The 19,532-nt window shown below is 57.9% G+C and carries 15 protein-coding genes; 8 read left to right on the forward strand and 7 right to left on the reverse strand.

Features of this window, described 5'->3' with window-relative positions:
- Positions 1–60 precede the first annotated feature (60 nt).
- From AC6EI9_RS12625 to grrP, 6 genes are all read right to left on the reverse strand, one after another.
- Positions 61–342, reverse strand: coding sequence for a YlxR family protein (locus AC6EI9_RS12625; protein WP_498468065.1), 282 nt, complete (start codon positions 340–342; stop codon positions 61–63).
- Complete coding sequence (nusA, locus tag AC6EI9_RS12630) at positions 339–1,802, reverse strand: transcription termination factor NusA (RefSeq protein WP_498468066.1); 1,464 nt, start codon at positions 1,800–1,802, stop codon at positions 339–341. Before nusA ends, AC6EI9_RS12625 begins: the two co-directional genes overlap by 4 nt.
- Before the next feature lie 54 nt (positions 1,803–1,856).
- The gene (gene rimP / locus AC6EI9_RS12635) at positions 1,857–2,324 is read right to left on the reverse strand and encodes a ribosome maturation factor RimP (protein WP_498470073.1); all 468 of its coding nucleotides are present in this window, start codon (positions 2,322–2,324) and stop codon (positions 1,857–1,859) included.
- A 158-nt stretch (positions 2,325–2,482) separates the two neighbouring features.
- Positions 2,483–3,628, reverse strand: coding sequence for a cyclophane-forming radical SAM/SPASM peptide maturase GrrM/OscB (grrM, locus tag AC6EI9_RS12640; protein WP_498468067.1), 1,146 nt, complete (start codon positions 3,626–3,628; stop codon positions 2,483–2,485).
- The gene (grrA, locus tag AC6EI9_RS12645) at positions 3,625–3,939 is read right to left on the reverse strand and encodes a GrrA/OscA1 family cyclophane-containing rSAM-modified RiPP (protein ID WP_186989244.1); all 315 of its coding nucleotides are present in this window, start codon (positions 3,937–3,939) and stop codon (positions 3,625–3,627) included. The genes grrM and grrA overlap by 4 nt, the downstream gene beginning before the upstream one ends.
- Positions 3,940–3,975: 36 nt before the next feature.
- Complete coding sequence (grrP, locus tag AC6EI9_RS12650) at positions 3,976–4,896, reverse strand: extracellular substrate binding-like orphan protein GrrP (RefSeq protein ID WP_498468068.1); 921 nt, start codon at positions 4,894–4,896, stop codon at positions 3,976–3,978.
- 157 nt (positions 4,897–5,053) lie between these two features.
- On the opposite strand from grrP, the gene AC6EI9_RS12655 reads away from it, so the two are divergent.
- The 4 genes from AC6EI9_RS12655 to rpiA all read left to right on the forward strand — a co-directional run bounded on the left by AC6EI9_RS12655 (position 5,054) and on the right by rpiA (position 11,406).
- Positions 5,054–5,758: a LuxR C-terminal-related transcriptional regulator gene (locus AC6EI9_RS12655; RefSeq protein WP_498468069.1), complete on the forward strand. Its 705-nt coding sequence runs from the start codon at positions 5,054–5,056 to the stop codon at positions 5,756–5,758.
- 179 nt (positions 5,759–5,937) lie between these two features.
- The gene (locus AC6EI9_RS12660) at positions 5,938–9,477 is read left to right on the forward strand and encodes a glycosyl hydrolase family 18 protein (protein WP_498468070.1); all 3,540 of its coding nucleotides are present in this window, start codon (positions 5,938–5,940) and stop codon (positions 9,475–9,477) included.
- A gap of 104 nt (positions 9,478–9,581) precedes the next feature.
- Entirely contained in the window at positions 9,582–10,652 is a 1,071-nt protein-coding gene (locus AC6EI9_RS12665) for a trypsin-like peptidase domain-containing protein (protein ID WP_498470074.1), read from the forward strand.
- A gap of 37 nt (positions 10,653–10,689) precedes the next feature.
- Positions 10,690–11,406: a ribose-5-phosphate isomerase RpiA gene (rpiA, locus tag AC6EI9_RS12670; RefSeq protein WP_498468071.1), complete on the forward strand. Its 717-nt coding sequence runs from the start codon at positions 10,690–10,692 to the stop codon at positions 11,404–11,406.
- Positions 11,407–11,409: 3 nt separating this feature from the next.
- Here rpiA and hisD read toward each other — a convergent pair whose 3' ends face one another.
- Positions 11,410–12,732: a histidinol dehydrogenase gene (hisD, locus tag AC6EI9_RS12675; protein WP_498468072.1), complete on the reverse strand. Its 1,323-nt coding sequence runs from the start codon at positions 12,730–12,732 to the stop codon at positions 11,410–11,412.
- Positions 12,733–12,841: 109 nt separating this feature from the next.
- Between hisD and rpsT the strand changes: the two genes are divergently transcribed.
- From rpsT to AC6EI9_RS12695, 4 genes are all read left to right on the forward strand, one after another.
- Positions 12,842–13,147 carry a 30S ribosomal protein S20 gene (rpsT, locus tag AC6EI9_RS12680; RefSeq protein ID WP_498468073.1) on the forward strand — a complete coding sequence of 102 codons (306 nt, stop codon included), beginning with the start codon at positions 12,842–12,844 and terminating at the stop codon, positions 13,145–13,147.
- Between the two features lie 73 nt (positions 13,148–13,220).
- Positions 13,221–14,006, forward strand: coding sequence for a TatD family hydrolase (locus AC6EI9_RS12685; RefSeq protein ID WP_498468074.1), 786 nt, complete (start codon positions 13,221–13,223; stop codon positions 14,004–14,006).
- A 271-nt stretch (positions 14,007–14,277) separates the two neighbouring features.
- Positions 14,278–17,571 (forward strand): DNA-directed RNA polymerase subunit beta, encoded by a 3,294-nt coding sequence (gene rpoB / locus AC6EI9_RS12690; RefSeq protein WP_498468075.1) that lies wholly within the window; start codon positions 14,278–14,280, stop codon positions 17,569–17,571.
- A 48-nt stretch (positions 17,572–17,619) separates the two neighbouring features.
- The gene (locus AC6EI9_RS12695; RefSeq protein WP_115125612.1) at positions 17,620–19,524 is read left to right on the forward strand and encodes a DNA-directed RNA polymerase subunit gamma; all 1,905 of its coding nucleotides are present in this window, start codon (positions 17,620–17,622) and stop codon (positions 19,522–19,524) included.
- Positions 19,525–19,532 lie beyond the last annotated feature (8 nt).

Below are 19,532 nucleotides of genomic sequence, written 5' to 3' on the forward strand. Positions count from 1 at the left end.
AGGTCTCCGGTCGGTCCGGGCACGTGGTGCTCGGGGCACCACACAAGGTGGGGCCAGTGTTCATCTTGCCTCAGCGGCTGATTCCTTGTTTGGTTTCAGTCGCTTTCTCAGCTCCTCAATCGCGCTGTCGGGCACCTGGCATCGCAGGGCTTTATGCAGGCGTTTTCGGCGCTGTGCTTCCTCAAGACAGCTCTCCTTGCGACAGAGATAGGCCGAACGACCCATGCCCTGATCGAGGAGAACCCCGTCCCGATGGTCGCGGATGACCCGCCAAAGAAGGCTGCGATCAAACAGCTCTCGGCAGGCGACACACCGACGCAGGACAGGGCGTGAGGCGTTCACCGGGCTCCTTCCTCGCTGGAATCACTAACCACCTCCTCAGTCTCACGCTCTTCCTGATCTGTGGTTGCGTCCGATGGCTCTGAGTCAGCGGCTTCTGATTCAGCTGCCTCCTCGTAAACGTCAGCATCTGCCATCACGACGTCCGATTGTTCGCCGTAGTCCTCTTCGTCTTCCGGCAGGGGATACAGCTCACGCAGGCGGGCATCTTCTTCCGCTCTGGCGGCCTGCTCAGCAGCGAGACGTTCCTCAGCTTCACGCTGCAGGGCCTCCTCCTGCTCGCGTTGGGCGATCAGCTCCGAGACAACGGCATCCTCGGCCGCCTGGTCGTATTCGCTCGAGTTTTTAATGTCAATCTTCCAGCCGGTCAGTCGTGCTGCCAGTCGCACGTTCTGACCTTCGCGGCCAATCGCCAGGCTCAACTGATCCGGGGGAACCAGCACGTGGGCATGTTGACCGACGGGGTCGACGAGCCGAACCACATCAACTCTGGCTGGACTGAGCGAGTTGGCGATGTACTGGCCAGGATCCTGCGACCAGCGGATGACATCGATTTTCTCTCCGCGGAGTTCATTCACCACCTGCTGAATCCTGGAGCCGCGGGCTCCGATACAGGCTCCGACAGGGTCCACCTCGCGCTCGATGCTGTCCACGGCAACTTTGGTGCGGGGACCGACAGATCGCGAAGGGGGATTGGCTTCCCTTGCTACGGCAACGATGCGCACGGATCCTTCCTGGATTTCCGGCACTTCGTTTTCAAAGAGATACACCACAAGACCGGCATTGGCTCGGCTCACGAACAGCTGAGGGCCTCTCCTTGGGACCTCGCTGACCTCTTTGAGGAAGACTTTGAAGGTGGCGTTAGCGCGATAGTTGTCGTTGGGCAGCTGATCACGACGAGGAAGCTCCGCTTCCACTTCAGGGCGCCCCAGGCCTGAACTGACAGCCATGATCACGGACTGGCGTTCGAAGCGGATCACTCGGGCTGTCAGAACTGGATCTTCAAGGTCGGCGAATTCCTCCTGAATCATCCGCCGCTGCTGATCACGCAGCTTCTGGGCCAACACCTGCTTGGTTGTGGCCGCAGCCATGCGGCCGAAATCCTCTTTCTCCGGGGTGACATCCAGGACAACCGTGTCCCCTGCCTGGGCGTCTTCGGCCACCTGCATCACCTCGGCCAGTGCGATCTGGTGGTCTTCGCTCTCAACCTCCTCCACGATGATCTTGCTGGCCAGGACCCTGTACCCCTCTTCCTCAAGATCGAGTGCGACATCGAAATTACTGAAGTATTCCTCGTCGAAAGGATCTTCCCCGATGCCCAGGTACAGGGTGCGGCGGTAGCGCTCATAGCCCTTGAGCAGCGCCTCCCGCAAAGCGGCTTCAACCACCTGAGGAGGAAGCTTCTTCTCCTCACTGATGTCATCAATCAGGTTGCTGAGGCCGGGAAGAAGAACGAGTGCCATGGCGGTGACGAGGAGGAGTGAAGGAGAGGAAAATCGGGAGCGGTTGTGATCTGTTCAGCCTGTGGGGCTTGTGAGTTCAACGCTGATCACTGAATCCCTGGGGATCCGTTTGACCCGGCCGCGCATGTTGATTTGCACGTGGTCTTTGGTGCGTTCCAGCAGGGTTCCCGACAAACGCTGCTCCCGGCCTTCGTCGTCCCGATGGACGACATCAACGGGATAGCTCCGGAAGGTCTGAAAATCCCTGTCCGACTGGAGCCTGTCCCCAATCCCGGGGCTGCTGATCTCCAGAACATAGGCCTCCGTGAGCAAAGCGGAGGTTTCGATGGCCTCTCCCATCGGCGCGCTGAAACCCGCGCAGTCATCCAGGGAAACGTCATCTCCATTGCCGCGGCGAATCAGCACCTGCAGGGTCATCGGCTGCAAATGCGTCAGCACCTGGGCACTGACCAGTGAAAATCCATGGCTTTCAGCCGTGGCCTTGGCCAAAGAAGTGAGATCCGGAAGAAGTGGATGGGGCAAGGGCGCGGGAAGGGTGGTCTCGGGCTCAGGCCCGATGGTGGATGCGTTGATCACCCTCCCGGAGAGAGGATCTCACCAGGCCGTGAGTTCAATTTAAAGGATTGCCGACCCCCTCAACTTCGAGCGGAGTTCGGTCACCTCCTGATCCGATGCCTTGTTCAGGGACCGGCTGCTGTTTCCAGCTTCTCCAGCAGCACATCCACGGGGATCTGGCTGGAAAAACGACACGCACAGGTTTCTGTGGCATCCAGACTGCCGTGCTCCCAGTACTTATTGCTGCCGGTTCCACCTCCGCAGAAGCCGTAGTACTCGCATGTTTGTTTGCATCGCTTCATCCCGGACGACATGTCACGAAGCAGTTTCTGAAACGGCTCAGTCTGGGTGGCTTCCATCAGCGATACATCGCGGATGTTGCCCAGATTGAACAGGCCATAGCGTTCGGTTTCGACCGACAGCAGTTCGGGATCGAAGGTTGAGAAGTTGCCTTTGGCGTCCACGCTGAGAATCGCGAAGGGACGGTTCATCTCGTTTTGCAGCAGGCGTTGGCCTCCAGCGATCATGCCCATCACCTGATCGAACTCACGAACCTGGATGGGGAAACCATCCTTTTCATTGCAAGACCAGAATCGTGAAAGGAAGTCTCGATAAAGCTTCTCCTTCAACAGGCCCTGCATGGACGAGCTGGTGTGCACTCCCTCCTGCTCCTCCACATTGAAACCGAGCTGATGAATCCCTTCATCACGGAAGAAGGCATACATTCGCTCTGGTTGCTCCAGAGCATCTGCAGTGAGCACGGCGATGGCATGGAAATCGATGCCGCGCTCGCGCAGGGTGCGGATCCCGCGCATGGTCTGGGCGTAGGAGCCCTTGCCGTTTCTGAAACGTCGGTGGCTGTCGTGAATGTCCTCAGGCCCGTCGACACTCACTCCAACCACAATCCGGTTGCGCACAAAGCAGTCGCACCAGTCTTCGTTGATGAGCGTTGCGTTGGTTTGCAGGTGTTGTTCGATCACCACACCCTGCTCCTGCAGGCCGGCGGTCTGGCGCTGGATGATCGCGCTGGCCTGGTCATAGAAGCTGGTGGGTAGCGTCAGCGGCTCGCCGGCGTGCCAGAGGATCGAGAGATGGGGCCCCCAGAATGGGCTTTCATAGACCCTCTCCAGCAGCAGTGGCAACTGCTGCTGGAGGTTGAACACGTTGCGCCGCTGGCGATCCGGGAGGTAGCAGTAGCTGCAGTCGAGGTTGCAGAGCGATGTCGACTGGATCACCAGCAGGCCGATCGGGCCGTAGTCGGAATGGTTCACCAGTTGGCGAATCCACCGCGGTAGCCGTTGGCGAAGCCGCCGCCACCATTGCCCCAGGCCCGTCGCCGGACGCCGCCACCATTGCCCCAGGCCCGGCCGCCGCCGTTGCCCCAGGCCCGAGCGATCTCCTCGTCAGTCAGAACGCCATTGCGTTGCATGACGGCCCAGGCTTCAGGACTCATTCGTTCGATGCGTTGTTCGAGCGAGTTGCCCAGATCGGGTTCGTTGTGCACGGCGGCTCTGGATGATTCGCACAGGACCGCACTTGTTGCCAGAACGGCGGCGAAGGTGAGAAGGCTTGTCTTGTTCATGGTTGAGAGAAACGATGGATCAATCAGAAATCAGGTTCAGGACTGCGGATTGAATTCAGCGGCAGTGGAGAGCACGATCGTGAAGAAGCGGTTGATTTGTTCGTCCTTCAGGCCCACGGTGCTGTCGGTGCCGATCCAGGTGTTGATGGCCGAGCGGACTCCGTCGTCTTCGTTGATGTAGCCCGAGAGCAGACGGCCGATGCCCAGATTGCTGATGTTGAGCAGATGGGGAGTGGTATCAGCCACCACGCAACCCACTCCGGAGCGGGCATAGGGCCTGTCAGGCACCAGTGAGGCATCCGGAGCCGTCGCAGCCTTATTCGCTCTCAGCCAAAGGCTGTCGCCGCCAAGGATCTCAACGCTGCCGTCCTTGACGGCCGCCAGAGCTTGATCAGGCGTGTCGAAAAACTGGAAATTGGCGTCATCCACCGATGCCGCCAGCACGTTGGCCGCCATGCTGTCTTTCACGACACCGACCGTTTTGCCGTTCAGGCTCTTGGGAGTGCCATCGATGCCCGCTGGGGCGAGCAGCCTCACGCCGCCTACGGAGAACGGCAGTGTGTAGGTCAGTGAGCGCTGTCTCTGCCAGGTGAAGGCAACACCGCAGGCGATGTCAGCGGCTCCGGACCGGATCATGTCCAGGCCATCGCGGGCGGAACCTGCAGTGACTGGTTCGATGCTGACGTCTTTGTCTTTTTTCTTCGGCGACACATTGATCTGATCCCGAATCGCTTCGAGAACCACGAATGACAGCCCGTCGTAGTTGTCGCCGTCCTTCTTGACCATCGGCAATGAATCACCGATGACCACAGCTCTCAGCTTGCCGGTGTCATAGACACTCTCCGCTGTGGAACTCTCGGTGGACTTATCCGCTGCAGGCTTCTCGTTCTGACAGCCGACAAGGGCGATTGTGGACAGAGCGAGCAGGCCAGTTGCGGCCTTCTGGATCAGGCGCATGGTGATGACACCGTCGGATCGGTTTGATCACACCACTAGGCACGGCTGACCGAAGCGACCAGTTCCGGAAATTGGAAACATGCCCGATCAGGATCAGCCTGCGGGGCATGATCCTGGTGTTTCGACCGCTGCCGACTGCTGAGCAAGGAGTTGATCAGTGCTGATCACGATTGATGAGTCCTTCCGCCGCCTGAGTCGGCATCTGCGGGATCTCACGGGCCGCTATCGCATTCTTGTGGCGACGGCCAATCGTCCCTATGCCCTGGCGCTGGCCAGTCTCTTTGCTCTCCAAGCCACTGACCAATCGTGTCCTCTGCTGGGAATCGCTTCGACGCGTTTCGAGGCCTTGTCCTGTCTGGATGAAACCAGCGACCCGGTGCTGGCCTTTGTCAGCGAGCAGCTGGAGGACTGCAGGGGGCTGGATCTGGTGGCTGATCTCAAACAACGATCGGTGCCGGAGTCTCCGATTGCCACAGTGTTCACGCTGAAAGGAGCCGATCCCACACTGATGCGCGAGGCCCTTGTCAGTCCCGCGGATGTGGTTCTCACCCGACGCAGCCTTGACCTGAATTCAATTGTCAACGCCATGCAGGCCATTCAGGCCGGTGAACGATTTGTCGATCCATTCATTCCCTATGCCATCTGCCATAGAGATCCTCGCGACGCTCATGCCTTGTCGGATCGCGAACGCATGGTGCTGACCCTGCTCTGCGACGGCATGACCAATAAGGAGATCGCTGAAGCGCTCTCCATCGCCGAAACCACTGCTCGGGGTCATGTGCAGTCGATCATGCGCAAGCTGAATGTGAAGGACCGCACGGCAGCGGCGGTGGAAGGAATCAGGCGCCACTGGGTTGACTGAAACGCTCCACCCAAACCATTGATTTGATCAATCATGTGACTCAATAATTTCTGAAACGTGAATCAGCGATGAATCTGTGGCTGTGATTTGTGTCTGAATTTAACTGAAAACCCTAGAAATGAAGGGTTATTAATTTCATTGGTAGCGGCAATGATTTAGCTGCCCCACAATCTTGATCCATGGCAACTTTTGCTGTTGGTGATTTCAGTCAGGACATTCGCGGTTTTGATCCCGAAAATGACAAGCTTGACTTTGGTAATGTTTCTGTTCACAGCCTGATTCTTGGTCAGGATGAGAATGGCTTTGCCACGATCGTGTTCCCGTGGCAGTCGAACCAGTTTCAGCGAATTCTCGGTACTGATGGCTTGGGTGTCCGCTGGAGTGATCTGAGCTCAGGCAATTTTGCCCCGGTGGCAAATGAACATCTCCGTCAGGATATCGGTGCGGTTCTGTCCTGGGAAAAGCAGACCGGGCCTGCTTTTGACGATGCTGACTCAAGCAATCAGAACACCGTTTACATTCGATCTCATCAAAAAGACAGCATCACAAGGGTTGATGATTTCAATCCCTTGACAGACAAGATTAATTTTCTCTATTTCGGTACCCGTGAGCGTTTGACAGTTCAGAATATTGGTTCAGATCTGATCATCAGTTCAGAGCCTAATGGGCAGAAATTTGTTTTCACTGGGATCCAGAAGGAGGATCTGATCGGTGCCAATCTTGAATTTCATTTTGACCAGATTGAGGAGGATCTTCTTGATCGAGCCTTTGGCTTCAGTCCCGAACAGCTCGCCTTGGCTGACCGCACAAGTCTGTTCACACCTGATGGTGGTTACACCGATGGAGCCCAAACCAGGCCCGGGCAATTCGTCACTGCTGCAGGTGTGGCTCCTGGTCAGCCGACCACTCTTGGTGAGAGCACACGGTTGATTCAGGAGCGAGCTGATCAATCTGAAGCGTCGGAGGCGATGCCCATGGGCTCTGGGTCTCAGCAGTCTTCTGGTGGCATGAAGGACATGCCAATGACGATGGCGATGACAGCCTCGGATCTCACATCGGTGGTGATGAATCTGCCCAGTGGTTCCAACGTTCACAACAGTTGTCTTCAGCTCGATGTGGATGGATCTCTGTGGTGGGGTGGGGGTATCAGCGGCAATCTGATCATTCGTAATCCGATGGGAGTAGCTATTGAGGATTGGCAAGCTTCTTTTTTCACGCCGCATCGTGGGTTTGAAAGCTGGTCAGGTGAAGTCCAGGTTTCGGATGCAGGCAACGGACTCAACAAGGTCACATTCACACCTGCTGAATGGAACCGAATCATTCCCGCGAATGGAGAACTGTCGCTCAGTTTCAATGCCCAGGGGCAAGGACTGGCTGACAGCGGTGCTCTAACCAGTTCCGAATTCTTCAGCGAGTCCGTTGCGCCTGGGCTGCCAGCGCAACCGGAACTTTTGCCAAGCCCTGAGATCTCCTCTGAGCTTGAACAGGAAGAGGCATCTTCGTCTTCAGTTGGTGCCGGACCGTTAGAACTCCCCGCCTCACTGGCAGATCAATCGACTGCTGACGACGTTTCTGATCCGGATCCTTCGTTGGATCAAGACTTTGAGCGGGGCACGGTCGATTCAGAGGCCAGGTTTGCCGATGCCGGTTCCAATCCACTGAGTCTTGAAGCAAGCGGGAGCCTGTATTGGGGGGGGATGAGTGGAATTCTCACAATCACCAACACCACGGATCGAGAGGTCGAAAACTGGTCTGTCAGCTTCGAGACCCCTCACAGCGACTTTCAGAGCTGGGCTGGTGCTGCGCGCGTCGAAACGCTGCAAGCTGGTGGCAGCAAGGTGACGCTGACCCCGGCCGCATGGAACGACACGATTGCTGCAGGGCAGAGCATTGATGTGAGTTTCAATGCAGTCAGTGAGGGCATCCCGAACAGCGGCGCTCTCACCAGTGATCTGTTTTTTGGAGGGGAGAATCGCGCCGTTGCCTCTGCCACTGATGTCACTGGTGCTGCTGTTGGGTTGCAGCCTGAGGATGCGGCGGATGCCCCTGAGCCATTGGAGCCTGGGGACGTCTCAATCTCTTCGCAGCCAAGGGATTTCTCTCCAAGAGATCCATCACTTCCTGAGCCTGGGGAGATCTCAGCACCACCAGGGTCGGGCGATTCCGAAACAGTGTCAGCCCCTCTGGTTTCCGCTTCAGCAGACACAGCTGTTTCCGGTCAGGTGATCAGTTCCTCTGAAAGGAAAGTCGTTGCCTATTTCGAGGAATGGGGTATTTACGAACGGGACTTCCTCGTCCAGGACATTCAGGCCGATGAACTGACTCACCTCAACTACAGCTTCTTTGATGTGAAATCGAATGGTGATGTGCAGTTGTTCGATGCCTGGGCAGCAACCGATAAGCGTTTCCTCGCCGCTGAGCAGGTCAGCCGAACGTTTTCAGAGGCTGATTGGCAGGAACTGGATGCTGATCGTCTCAAGACCTACACAGATGGAAGCGACTTCATCGCCACGACCAATGCAGACGGATCGGTGACTGTGACCGGTGTTCCCATGGACTGGAGCACACCTGCCGATTATGTCGGCAACCTGCGGCAGTTTGATCTGCTCAAACAGCTCCATCCTGAGATCAACTTGGGTTTTGCTCTTGGTGGTTGGACATTGTCGGATGAATTCAGTCTTGCGGTTGACTCAGCATCAGATCGTGAAGTATTGACTGACAATATTGTGGATATGTTTGAGCGCTATGAGTTTTTTAATACCGTTGACTTTGACTGGGAATATCCTGGAGGAGGTGGTGCGCCAGGCAACGCATCCAGTCCTGAGGACGGCAAGAATTTTGAGCTAACGCTTGAACTTCTCAGGACAAAGCTTGACCGACTCGGACAAGTGAATGGAGAGAACTATGAGATCTCAGTTGCAACTGCTGGTGGTTTCGACAAGCTTGCCGCTCTGAATCTGCAGGGACTCGATCCTTACGTCGATTTTTATAACGTGATGACCTACGACTTTCATGGAGGTTGGGAATCGCAAACTGGTCACCAGGCAGCGATGGTGAATGATCCCGAGGGCTATGATGTTGTTACCGCAATTGAGCAATTTCAGGTCAATAACATTGACCTAGGCAAGGTCATTCTTGGAGCTCCAGCATATACGCGAGCCTGGGGTGGTGTTGACGCCGGAGAAACACTGGGGCTTGGAAGCCAGGGAGATTCCACGCTGGCACCTGGTTCTTTTGAAGCTGGTAATTACGATCAGAAAGATCTCATCACTGGCATCAGTAATGGTTCCTACGATTTGATCTGGGATGATGACTCCAAGGCGGCGTTTGCTTACAGCGATGCAACCCAGATCTGGAGTTCTGTTGAGACGCCCGCAACGATCGCCGGTAAAGCGGCATTCATCGATGAGATGGGGCTCGGCGGGATGATGTTCTGGGCTTTGTCCAATGACAGCAGTGGGGATCAGAGCTTGATTACGGCGGCTTCGGAATTGCTCAGCGGATCGGCGACCTTTGATGAAGTGATCTCGCGCAGTGAGCAATTCGATTTCATTCTTGGTGGTGACGGTCAATTCGGGCTCAATGACTTCAGCCAATCCAACCCAAGCTCTGTTGGCGAGGGTTTGATCAGTTCTCTTCCTGATCCGTTCAGCACAGCGGTCCCGTTGGAAGACCGTGACGATGTCTCCGCCATCGCTGGTTCAGCCCAAATGTTCTGATTGGCCCCCTTAGCGTGAGCGCAGTTTGATCGCTCTCGTCTGTGGTTCCTGGCCGATTGTCCAAGCAATGGGTTCTCAGGTGGTTGGGAACCCTTTCCATTGCCCTGTCATTCATTCTTCTGCCGGCCAGGGTGCTGGCAGCCAATGCACTTCCCGGCACCCACAGCTTTGTGGCAGATGCTGTGCGCAACGTTGCTCCGGCAGTGGTCCGCATCGACACGGAGCGGGTCGTGGAGCGCCAGCCCTTTGACCCCAACCTGATCGATCCTCTGCTAAGGGATTTGCTCGGTGAGCCCGGCTACGGACCGGAGCGTCAGCGAGGTCAGGGTTCCGGGGTTGTGATCGACCGGGAGGGACTGGTGCTCACCAATGCCCACGTTGTAGAGCAGGTGGAGGAGGTCAATGTCACCCTCGCCGATGGCGATCAGAGGGATGGTGTTGTGATCGGGCGCGATCCAGTCACGGATCTGGCGCTGGTTCGGCTGGAGGGTGACGAGTCTCCGAAGCCGGCCAGGCTTGGTGACTCCGATGCGCTCGATGTCGGTGACTGGGCCATTGCTCTGGGCACGCCCTATGGCCTCGAGCGGACCGTCACCCTGGGAATCGTCAGCAGCTTGCATCGCAACATCAGCAGCCTCGGTTTCAACGACAAGCGTCTCGATCTGATTCAGACCGATGCTGCCATCAACCCTGGAAACTCAGGAGGCCCACTGGTGAATGCTGATGGTCGTGTGATCGGCATCAACACACTGGTGCGGTCGGGCCCCGGTGCGGGACTTGGCTTTGCCATCCCCATCAACCTGGCGAGCCGAGTTGCTGAACAGCTCCAGCAGGTCGGAGAGGTCGTTCATCCCTATCTCGGGCTTCAGTTGATTCCTCTCACGGCGAGAATCGCCCGGGAGCACAACCGGGATCCCAACGCGCTGGTTGAGCTGCCTGAACGGTCGGGCGCTCTGGTTCAGTCTGTTCTGCCTGACAGTCCTGCTCAGCGAGCCGGCTTGCGTCGCGGTGATCTGGTGGTCAAGGCAGGGGATGTTCCTGTGGATGATCCCCAGACCCTCCTTCAGCAGGTCGATCAGGCGGAGATCCATCAGCCCCTAACTCTGCAGATCATCCGTGGTGAAAAAGACCTTCAGCTGCCTGTCAAACCTGAACCGTTGCCGGGATTCGGCTGAAACCCTTGCTACGGTCGCGCCGATTTAAACCTGCGTGATGTCAGATCTTCAGAACCAGATGAAACAGGCCGTCGCGGAAGCGGCGGTTGAACAGTTCCGTGACGGCATGATCGTGGGGCTGGGATCGGGTTCCACTGCAGCTCTGATGATCAAGGGACTCGGGCAGCGCCTCGCATCGGGACAGCTCAAGGACATCGTGGGTGTCACCACGTCGTTTCAGGGAGAAGTGCTTGCTGCAGAGCTGGGTATCCCCCTGCTCAGCCTGAATGCTGTGGATCGGATCGATCTGGCCATCGATGGTGCCGATGAGGTGGATCCTGCGTTTCAGCTGATCAAGGGCGGCGGTGCATGCCATGTCCAGGAGAAGCTTGTCGCGGCTCGCGCTGAACGTTTCGTTGTGGTTGTTGACTCCACCAAGCTGGTGGAGCGCCTGAATCTTGAATTTCTTCTGCCCGTTGAGGTTCTGCCCGCTGCCTGGCGTCAGGTCCAACAACAGCTGGCGGCGATGAAGGGACACGCCGAACTCCGCATGGCTCATCGCAAGGCCGGTCCCGTGGTGACCGACCAGGGCAATCTCGTGCTGGATGTTCGCTTCGAAGCAGGGATCACCAATCCTGTGGATCTGGAACGAAGCATCAACAACATCCCCGGTGTGCTGGAGAACGGTCTGTTTGTGAACCTCGCTGATGAAGTGCTCGTCGGTGAGGTGAACGACGGCGTGGCCGGTGTCCGTCGATTGGAGAAAGCCGGCTGATCGTCAATCCAGCCGGACCTTCACCGAGTTCGCGTGGCTGTGCAGTCCCTCACTGTCGGCGAGTTCCACCACCGCTCCGCCCGTGGCTTCGAGGGCTTCCCGGCTGAATTCGATCATTGAGGTGTGGCGCATGAAGGTTTCCACGCTCAGAGCACCGCTGTAACGCGCCGAACCGCATGTGGGCAGTGTGTGGTTCGGGCCGGCTAGGTAATCACCCACCGCCTCAGGGCTCCAGGGACCGATGAAAATGGCGCCTGCCTGCTGAATGCGATCCGCCAACATCCGCGGTCGCTCCACAAGCAGCTCCAGGTGTTCCGGTGCAAATCGATCGCTGAGGCGTGCGCAGGTTTCCAAGTTGTCGCAGACCACGACCAGCCCCCACTGACCGAGGGATTGTCTGCAAATGGCCTCTCGGGGATGCCTGCTGAGTTGAGCTTTGAGCTCCGAAGGAAGGGCATCAGCCAGAGACTGGGATGTGGTGAGCAGGATGGCAGCAGCCAGTGGATCGTGTTCCGCCTGAGCCAGAAGATCCGAGGCGACCTGAGCAACGCTCGCCGAGCCGTCAGCAATCACCAGCACTTCGCTGGGGCCAGCGAGTGAATCGATTCCGACCTGCCCGTAGACCAGCTTTTTGGCGAGGGTCACGTAGAGATTTCCAGGCCCACTGATGACATCGACGCGTGGGATGGTCTCGGTGCCCAGGGCAAGAGCCGCGACCGCCTGAGCGCCTCCGATTCGGTAGACATCCTGCACCCCTGCCAGGTGTGCTGCCGCCAGCACCGTGCGGTTCACCTGGCCATTCCGTCCTGCCGGAGTGACCATCACCACTTTTTCCACACCGGCTGCTCTTGCAGGCACTGCATTCATCAGCACCGTGCTCGGGTAGGAGGCCCGCCCGCCAGGGACATAGAGACCCGCACTCTGCACCGGTCGCCATCGCCGTCCCAGGCGTTCGCCATGAACGCCTTGCACATCAAGATCCTGTGGCTTCTGACGCTGGTGAAAATCCTGGATCCGACGATGGGCGAGTTCCAGGGCGTCTCTCAGATTTGAAGGGCTGCTCTCCCAGGCTTGTTGCAGCTCAATCGCTGGAACGCGCAATGGCTCCGGACGGAAACCGTCGAACTGTTCAGTCAGCGCCATCAGAGCATGGTCACCTTCATGGCGGACGCGTTCGATGATGGCTTCGACCGTTGCGGTCGCCTCTCTCTGGGCCTGACCGGTGGTGCGGGTTGAAATCCGATCGAGTTGTTGCTCAGCACCGTCTGCGCTCTCGAGGCACCTGGGCAGACCTTTCGCCGCTGGCTCCGTGCTCAGGGTGGTCATCAACGCCCGTTATCAGGTCTCCTCAAGCTAGGGCCACTGCGGATGACCTCGATGGAACCAAGGGGCCACTGAGTTAAGGTTATGAATTGTCGATGAGAAATCCGCCTCTGTGGCCAATAACAAGTCCTCAAAGAAGCGCGTCGAGATCGCTGAGCGCAATCGCCTCGAGAACAAGGCCTATAAATCGGCCATGCGCACTCTGATGAAGCGTTGCCTGAGTGCCTGTGACGCCTACACCGCTACACCCGGCGATGAAGCTAAAGCCGGTGTTCAGTCCAGCATGAATGCTGCTTTCAGCAAGATCGACAAGGCTGTGAAGCGTGGTGTGCTGCACCGCAATACCGGTGCTCATCAGAAAGCAAGGCTGACGGTGGCCGTGAAAAAAGCGATTGATCCAGCTCCCGCTGCAGGCTGAATCGCGATTTCCGGGCCGGGTCCATGGGCTCAATCCCTGCACAATGGATCCTGAAGGCGCGTTTCAGGATCCGATGGCCACTCCGGTGTTAATCGACAGCCACTGTCACATCGTCTTTCGAACCTTCGAAGAGGATCTTGAGGCTGTTGCAGAGCGTTGGCGTGGGGCCGGTGTGACGTCGCTCCTGCATGCCTGTGTCGAACCGAGCGAGATCCCGGCCATCCGCTCGCTGGCGGATCGATTTCCGGAAATGCGTTACTCCGTTGGTGTTCATCCGTTGGACACCAAGCACTGGAGTCAGGACACACCCGATGTGTTGCGGCGGGCAGCTCTCGATGACAGTCGGGTGGTGGCCATCGGCGAGCTCGGTCTGGATCTGTTCCGAGACAAGAATTTGGATGAGCAGCTTGCGATCCTGCGACCCCAGCTCGATCTTGCTGTGGAGCTCAACCTGCCGGTGATCATCCATTGCCGCGATGCGGCAGAGCCGATGTTGACTGAACTGCGTGCGCGAAGGCTCGAAGGACGTTGTCCTGCAGGCGTGATGCATTGCTGGGGAGGAACCCCGGAGGAGATGCACCAGTTTTTGGAGCTGGGGCTCTACATCAGCTTCAGCGGCACAGTGACGTTCCCCAAGGCGGTGCCGACCCATGACTGTGCGCGGGAGGTTCCTCAGGATCGATTCCTGGTGGAGACCGATTGTCCGTTTCTGGCGCCGGTGCCTCGCCGGGGCAAGCGCAATGAGCCTGCGTTCGTGGCTTCGGTGGCCACGCGGGTTGCCGAACTACGCCAACAGTCGCTCGAGCACGTCGCCCAAGACAGCACCGCAAATGCAAGGCGTCTGTTCAGGCTTCCCTGACCTTGCTGATTGCGGAAGCGCGAAAGTGTAAGATGACTTATTGGCCTGGCCAAGCATGGTTTTCTGTGCTTGGGCTCCCGAAGCGTCCATTACCGTCCGGTGCATTGACGACGTCAGCTGTTCTGACCCGAGTCTTCTGAAGCCAGTGATTGCGGAGGTCGTCCCTGACTGAGGGATGGCCGCCGCTGTTTTGGTTGAAAGCTCACTTCAAGGTTGAACTGGCTGTCTCCTTCAGGCCCCACTGTCCCCTCCGATACCTGCAGGTCTCCGCATGAGCAGCAGCGCGATTCAGGTCGCCAAGACCGCCACCTATCTGCCCGATCTGGTGGAGGTACAGCGTGCCAGTTTCAAGTGGTTTCTTGAGAGAGGTCTAATCGAGGAGCTTGAAAGTTTCTCGCCGATTACCGATTACACCGGCAAACTCGAACTCCATTTCGTCGGCAGCGAGTACCGACTGAAGCGTCCCCGCCACGATGTGGAAGAGGCCAAGCGTCGTGATGCGACGTTTGCCTCACAGATGTATGTGACCTGTCGTCTGGTCAACAAGGAGACCGGCGAGATCAAGGAACAAGAGGTGTTCATCGGCGAGCTGCCGTTGATGACGGAGCGGGGGACGTTCATCATCAATGGCGCAGAGCGCGTGATCGTGAACCAGATCGTGCGCAGCCCCGGGGTCTATTTCAAGGATGAAATGGACAAGAACGGACGTCGCACCTACAACGCCAGCGTCATCCCCAACCGCGGAGCCTGGCTGAAGTTCGAGACCGATAAGAACGATCTTCTGCATGTTCGGGTTGATAAGACCCGCAAGATCAACGCCCACGTGCTCATGCGCGCCATGGGCCTCTCGGACAACGATGTGATCGACAAGCTCCGGCATCCGGAGTACTACAAAAAGTCGATTGAAGCCGCCAACGACGAGGGCATCAGCTCCGAGGATCAGGCTTTGCTTGAGCTCTACAAGAAGCTGCGTCCGGGTGAGCCGCCATCAGTCAGCGGTGGACAGCAGCTTCTGCAGACCCGTTTCTTTGATCCCAAGCGCTACGACCTCGGCCGAGTGGGCCGCTACAAGATCAATAAGAAGCTGCGTCTCACGATTCCCGACTCCGTGCGCACCCTCACTCATGAGGATGTGCTGTCCACCCTTGATTACCTGATCAATCTTGAGCTGGATGTTGGTGGTGCCAGCCTCGACGACATCGATCATCTCGGTAACCGTCGGGTCCGTTCGGTGGGTGAGCTGCTTCAGAACCAGGTGCGTGTGGGCCTGAACCGCCTTGAGCGAATCATCAAGGAACGGATGACGGTCGGTGAGACCGACTCGCTCACCCCTGCCCAGCTGGTCAACCCCAAGCCGCTCGTCGCTGCCATCAAGGAGTTCTTCGGCTCCAGTCAGCTGAGTCAGTTCATGGATCAGACGAATCCATTGGCTGAACTCACGCACAAGCGTCGTATTTCAGCGCTTGGCCCAGGTGGTCTGACCCGGGAGCGTGCAGGCTTTGCTGTGCGTGATATTCATCCATCCCACTACGGCCGTCTCTGCCCGATCGAAACGCCTGAGGGCCCCAACGCCGGCCTCATCAATTCGCTTGCCACCCACGCCCGGGTGAATGAATACGGTTTCATCGAAACCCCGTTCTGGAAAGTCGAGGACGGCCGGGTGCTCAAGCAGGGCGATCCCATCTATCTGTCAGCTGACCTCGAGGACGAATGCCGAGTCGCTCCTGGAGATGTGGCGACCGACAGCGATGGAACAATCCTCGCTGACCTGATCCCTGTCCGATACAGGCAGGATTTTGAGAAGGTCCCTCCTGAACAGGTGGACTACGTGCAGCTCTCACCCGTGCAGGTGATCTCCGTTGCCACCTCCTTGATTCCTTTCCTGGAGCACGACGACGCCAACCGCGCGTTGATGGGCTCCAACATGCAGCGTCAGGCAGTGCCGCTGTTGCGTCCGGAGCGTCCGCTTGTTGGAACAGGCCTGGAAACCCAGGTTGCCCGCGACTCGGGCATGGTTCCGATCTCCAGGGTGAATGGCACGGTCACCTTCGTTGATGCCACTGCAATTGTGGTGCAGGACGAAGAAGGCCTCGAACACACCCATTTCCTTCAGAAGTACCAGCGTTCCAATCAGGACACCTGTCTGAACCAGCGTCCGATTGTTCGCCAGGGAGACCCGGTGATTGTGGGTCAGGTGCTTGCCGATGGTTCCGCCTGTGAAGGCGGTGAGATCGCTCTCGGTCAGAACGTGTTGATCGCTTACATGCCCTGGGAGGGTTACAACTACGAGGACGCCATCCTTGTGAGTGAGCGTCTGGTCAACGACGACCTCTACACCTCGGTGCATATCGAGAAGTATGAGATCGAGGCTCGTCAGACCAAGCTGGGGCCAGAGGAAATCACCCGAGAGATTCCCAACGTTGCAGAGGAAAGTCTCGGCAACCTCGACGAGATGGGCATCATCCGCATCGGTGCATTTGTTGAGAGCGGCGACATTCTGGTCGGCAAGGTGACACCGAAGGGCGAATCCGATCAGCCCCCTGAGGAGAAACTGCTGCGCGCGATCTTCGGTGAAAAAGCCCGTGACGTGCGCGACAACTCATTGAGGGTGCCCAGCACCGAACGGGGACGCGTCGTGGATGTGCGCATCTACACCCGTGAACAGGGTGATGAGCTGCCGCCCGGCGCCAACATGGTTGTGCGTGTGTATGTGGCTCAACGCCGCAAGATCCAGGTCGGCGACAAGATGGCCGGCCGCCATGGCAACAAGGGAATCATCAGTCGCATCCTCCCTCGCGAGGACATGCCGTACCTCCCCGATGGCACTCCGGTGGACATCGTGCTGAATCCTCTCGGCGTCCCCAGCCGAATGAACGTCGGTCAGGTGTTCGAGCTGCTCATGGGTTGGGCCGCTTCCAACCTCGACTGCCGTGTGAAGGTCGTTCCCTTCGACGAGATGTATGGCCCTGAAATGTCCCAGCAAACCGTCGAAACCTTCCTGAAGACAGCGGCCAAACAGCCTGGCAAGGAGTGGATCTACAACCCGGATGACCCCGGCAAGCTTCAGCTGATCGATGGTCGCACCGGTGAGCCTTTTGATCAGCCTGTGGCGGTGGGTTACTCCCACTTCCTGAAGCTGGTCCACCTGGTGGACGACAAGATTCACGCCCGCTCGACCGGCCCCTACTCCCTGGTCACCCAGCAACCTCTTGGGGGCAAGGCACAGCAGGGTGGTCAGCGTCTCGGAGAGATGGAAGTTTGGGCTCTCGAGGCCTACGGCGCCGCCTACACCCTCCAAGAGCTGCTGACGGTCAAGTCCGACGACATGCAGGGACGCAACGAGGCTCTCAACGCCATCGTCAAAGGCAAGCCGATCCCCCGCCCGGGCACTCCGGAATCGTTCAAGGTGCTGATGCGCGAGCTTCAGTCGCTGGGTCTTGACATTGCCGTGTTCACCGATGAAGGCAAGGAAGTGGACCTGATGCAGGACGTGAACCCACGTCGCAGCACCCCCAGTAGACCCACCTACGAATCTCTGGGTGTCGCTGACTACGACGAGGACTGACGGATCAACGAACGAACCGACAAACCGCTTTCTCTTCCTTAACCGTCAATGACCAACAGCAACCTCCGGACCGAGAACCACTTCGATTACGTCAAGATCACACTCGCCTCACCTGATCGGGTGATGGAGTGGGGTCAGCGCACCTTGCCCAATGGCCAGGTGGTGGGTGAGGTCACCAAGCCTGAGACCATCAATTACCGAACTCTCAAGCCCGAGATGGACGGGCTGTTCTGTGAAAAGATTTTCGGCCCTTCCAAAGACTGGGAATGCCATTGCGGCAAATACAAACGGGTGCGTCATCGCGGCATTGTCTGTGAGCGCTGTGGCGTTGAGGTCACTGAAAGCCGGGTGCGCAGGCACCGCATGGGCTTCATCAAGCTTGCAGCTCCTGTCTCCCATGTTTGGTACCTGAAGGGCATCCCCAGCTATGTGGCAATCCTGCTGGATATGCCTCTGCGCGATGTGGAGCAGATTGTCTACTTCAACTGCTATGTGGTGCTGGATGCCGGTGATCACAAGGATCTCAAGTACAAGCAGTTGCTCACCGAGGACGAGTGGCTGGAGATCGAGGATGAGATCTATGCCGAGGATTCTGAGATTGAGAACGAGCCGGTGGTCGGTATCGGTGCGGAAGCACTGAAGCAGCTGCTCGAAGATCTCACCCTGAATGAGGTGGCTGAACAGCTGCGTGAGGACATCGCCAGCAGCAAAGGTCAGAAGCGCGCCAAGCTGATCAAGCGCTTGCGCGTCATCGACAACTTCATCGCCACCAATGCCCGTCCGGAGTGGATGGTGCTCGACGTCATTCCGGTGATTCCTCCTGATCTGCGCCCGATGGTGCAGCTTGACGGCGGTCGTTTCGCCACCTCAGATCTCAATGATCTCTACCGACGGGTGATCAACCGCAACAACCGGCTTGCGCGTCTGCAGGAGATCCTTGCCCCAGAGATCATCGTCCGCAATGAAAAGCGGATGCTGCAGGAGGCTGTGGATGCCCTGATCGACAACGGTCGCCGTGGTCGCACCGTGGTCGGTGCCAACAACCGTCCTCTGAAGTCACTCAGCGACATCATCGAGGGCAAGCAAGGCCGCTTCCGCCAGAACCTGCTCGGCAAGCGTGTCGACTACTCCGGTCGATCCGTGATTGTGGTGGGTCCGAAACTGAAGATGCATCAGTGCGGCCTGCCTAAGGAGATGGCGATCGAGCTGTTCCAGCCGTTCGTGATCCATCGTCTGATCCGTCAGAACATCGTTAACAACATCAAGGCCGCCAAGAAGCTCATTCAGCGTGCGGATGACGAGGTGATGCAGGTCCTTCAGGAGGTGATCGAGGGGCATCCGATCATGCTCAACCGAGCACCGACCCTGCACAGACTCGGTATTCAGGCTTTTGAGCCCAAACTGGTGGATGGTCGTGCCATCCAGCTCCACCCTCTCGTCTGCCCTGCGTTCAACGCCGACTTCGACGGTGACCAGATGGCTGTTCATGTGCCCCTGGCGATCGAAGCCCAGACCGAGGCCCGCATGCTGATGCTGGCGAGCAACAACATTCTCTCTCCCGCCACCGGCGAACCGATCATCACGCCCTCGCAGGACATGGTGCTCGGTACGTATTACCTCACGGCTCTTCAGCCGCAGATGAGCCCGATTGAATTCGGGGACCGCAGTCGCACGTTCTCTGGTTTGGAGGACGTCATTCATGCTCTGGAAGACAATCGTCTGGGACTGCATGAGTGGGTCTGGGTGCGCTTCAACGGTGAGGTTGAGGACGACGACGAGCGCGACGAGCCACTGAGCAGTGAAACTCTCTCCGATGGCACCAGGCTCGAGCAGTGGACCTATCGCCGTGACCGTTTTGATGAAGACGGAGCTCTGATCAGCCGCTACATCCTCACCACAGTTGGCCGTGTGGTGATGAATCACACCATCATCGATGCGGTGGCAGCCACCTGAACGATCAA

The organism is Synechococcus sp. MIT2312, from assembly GCF_059772315.1.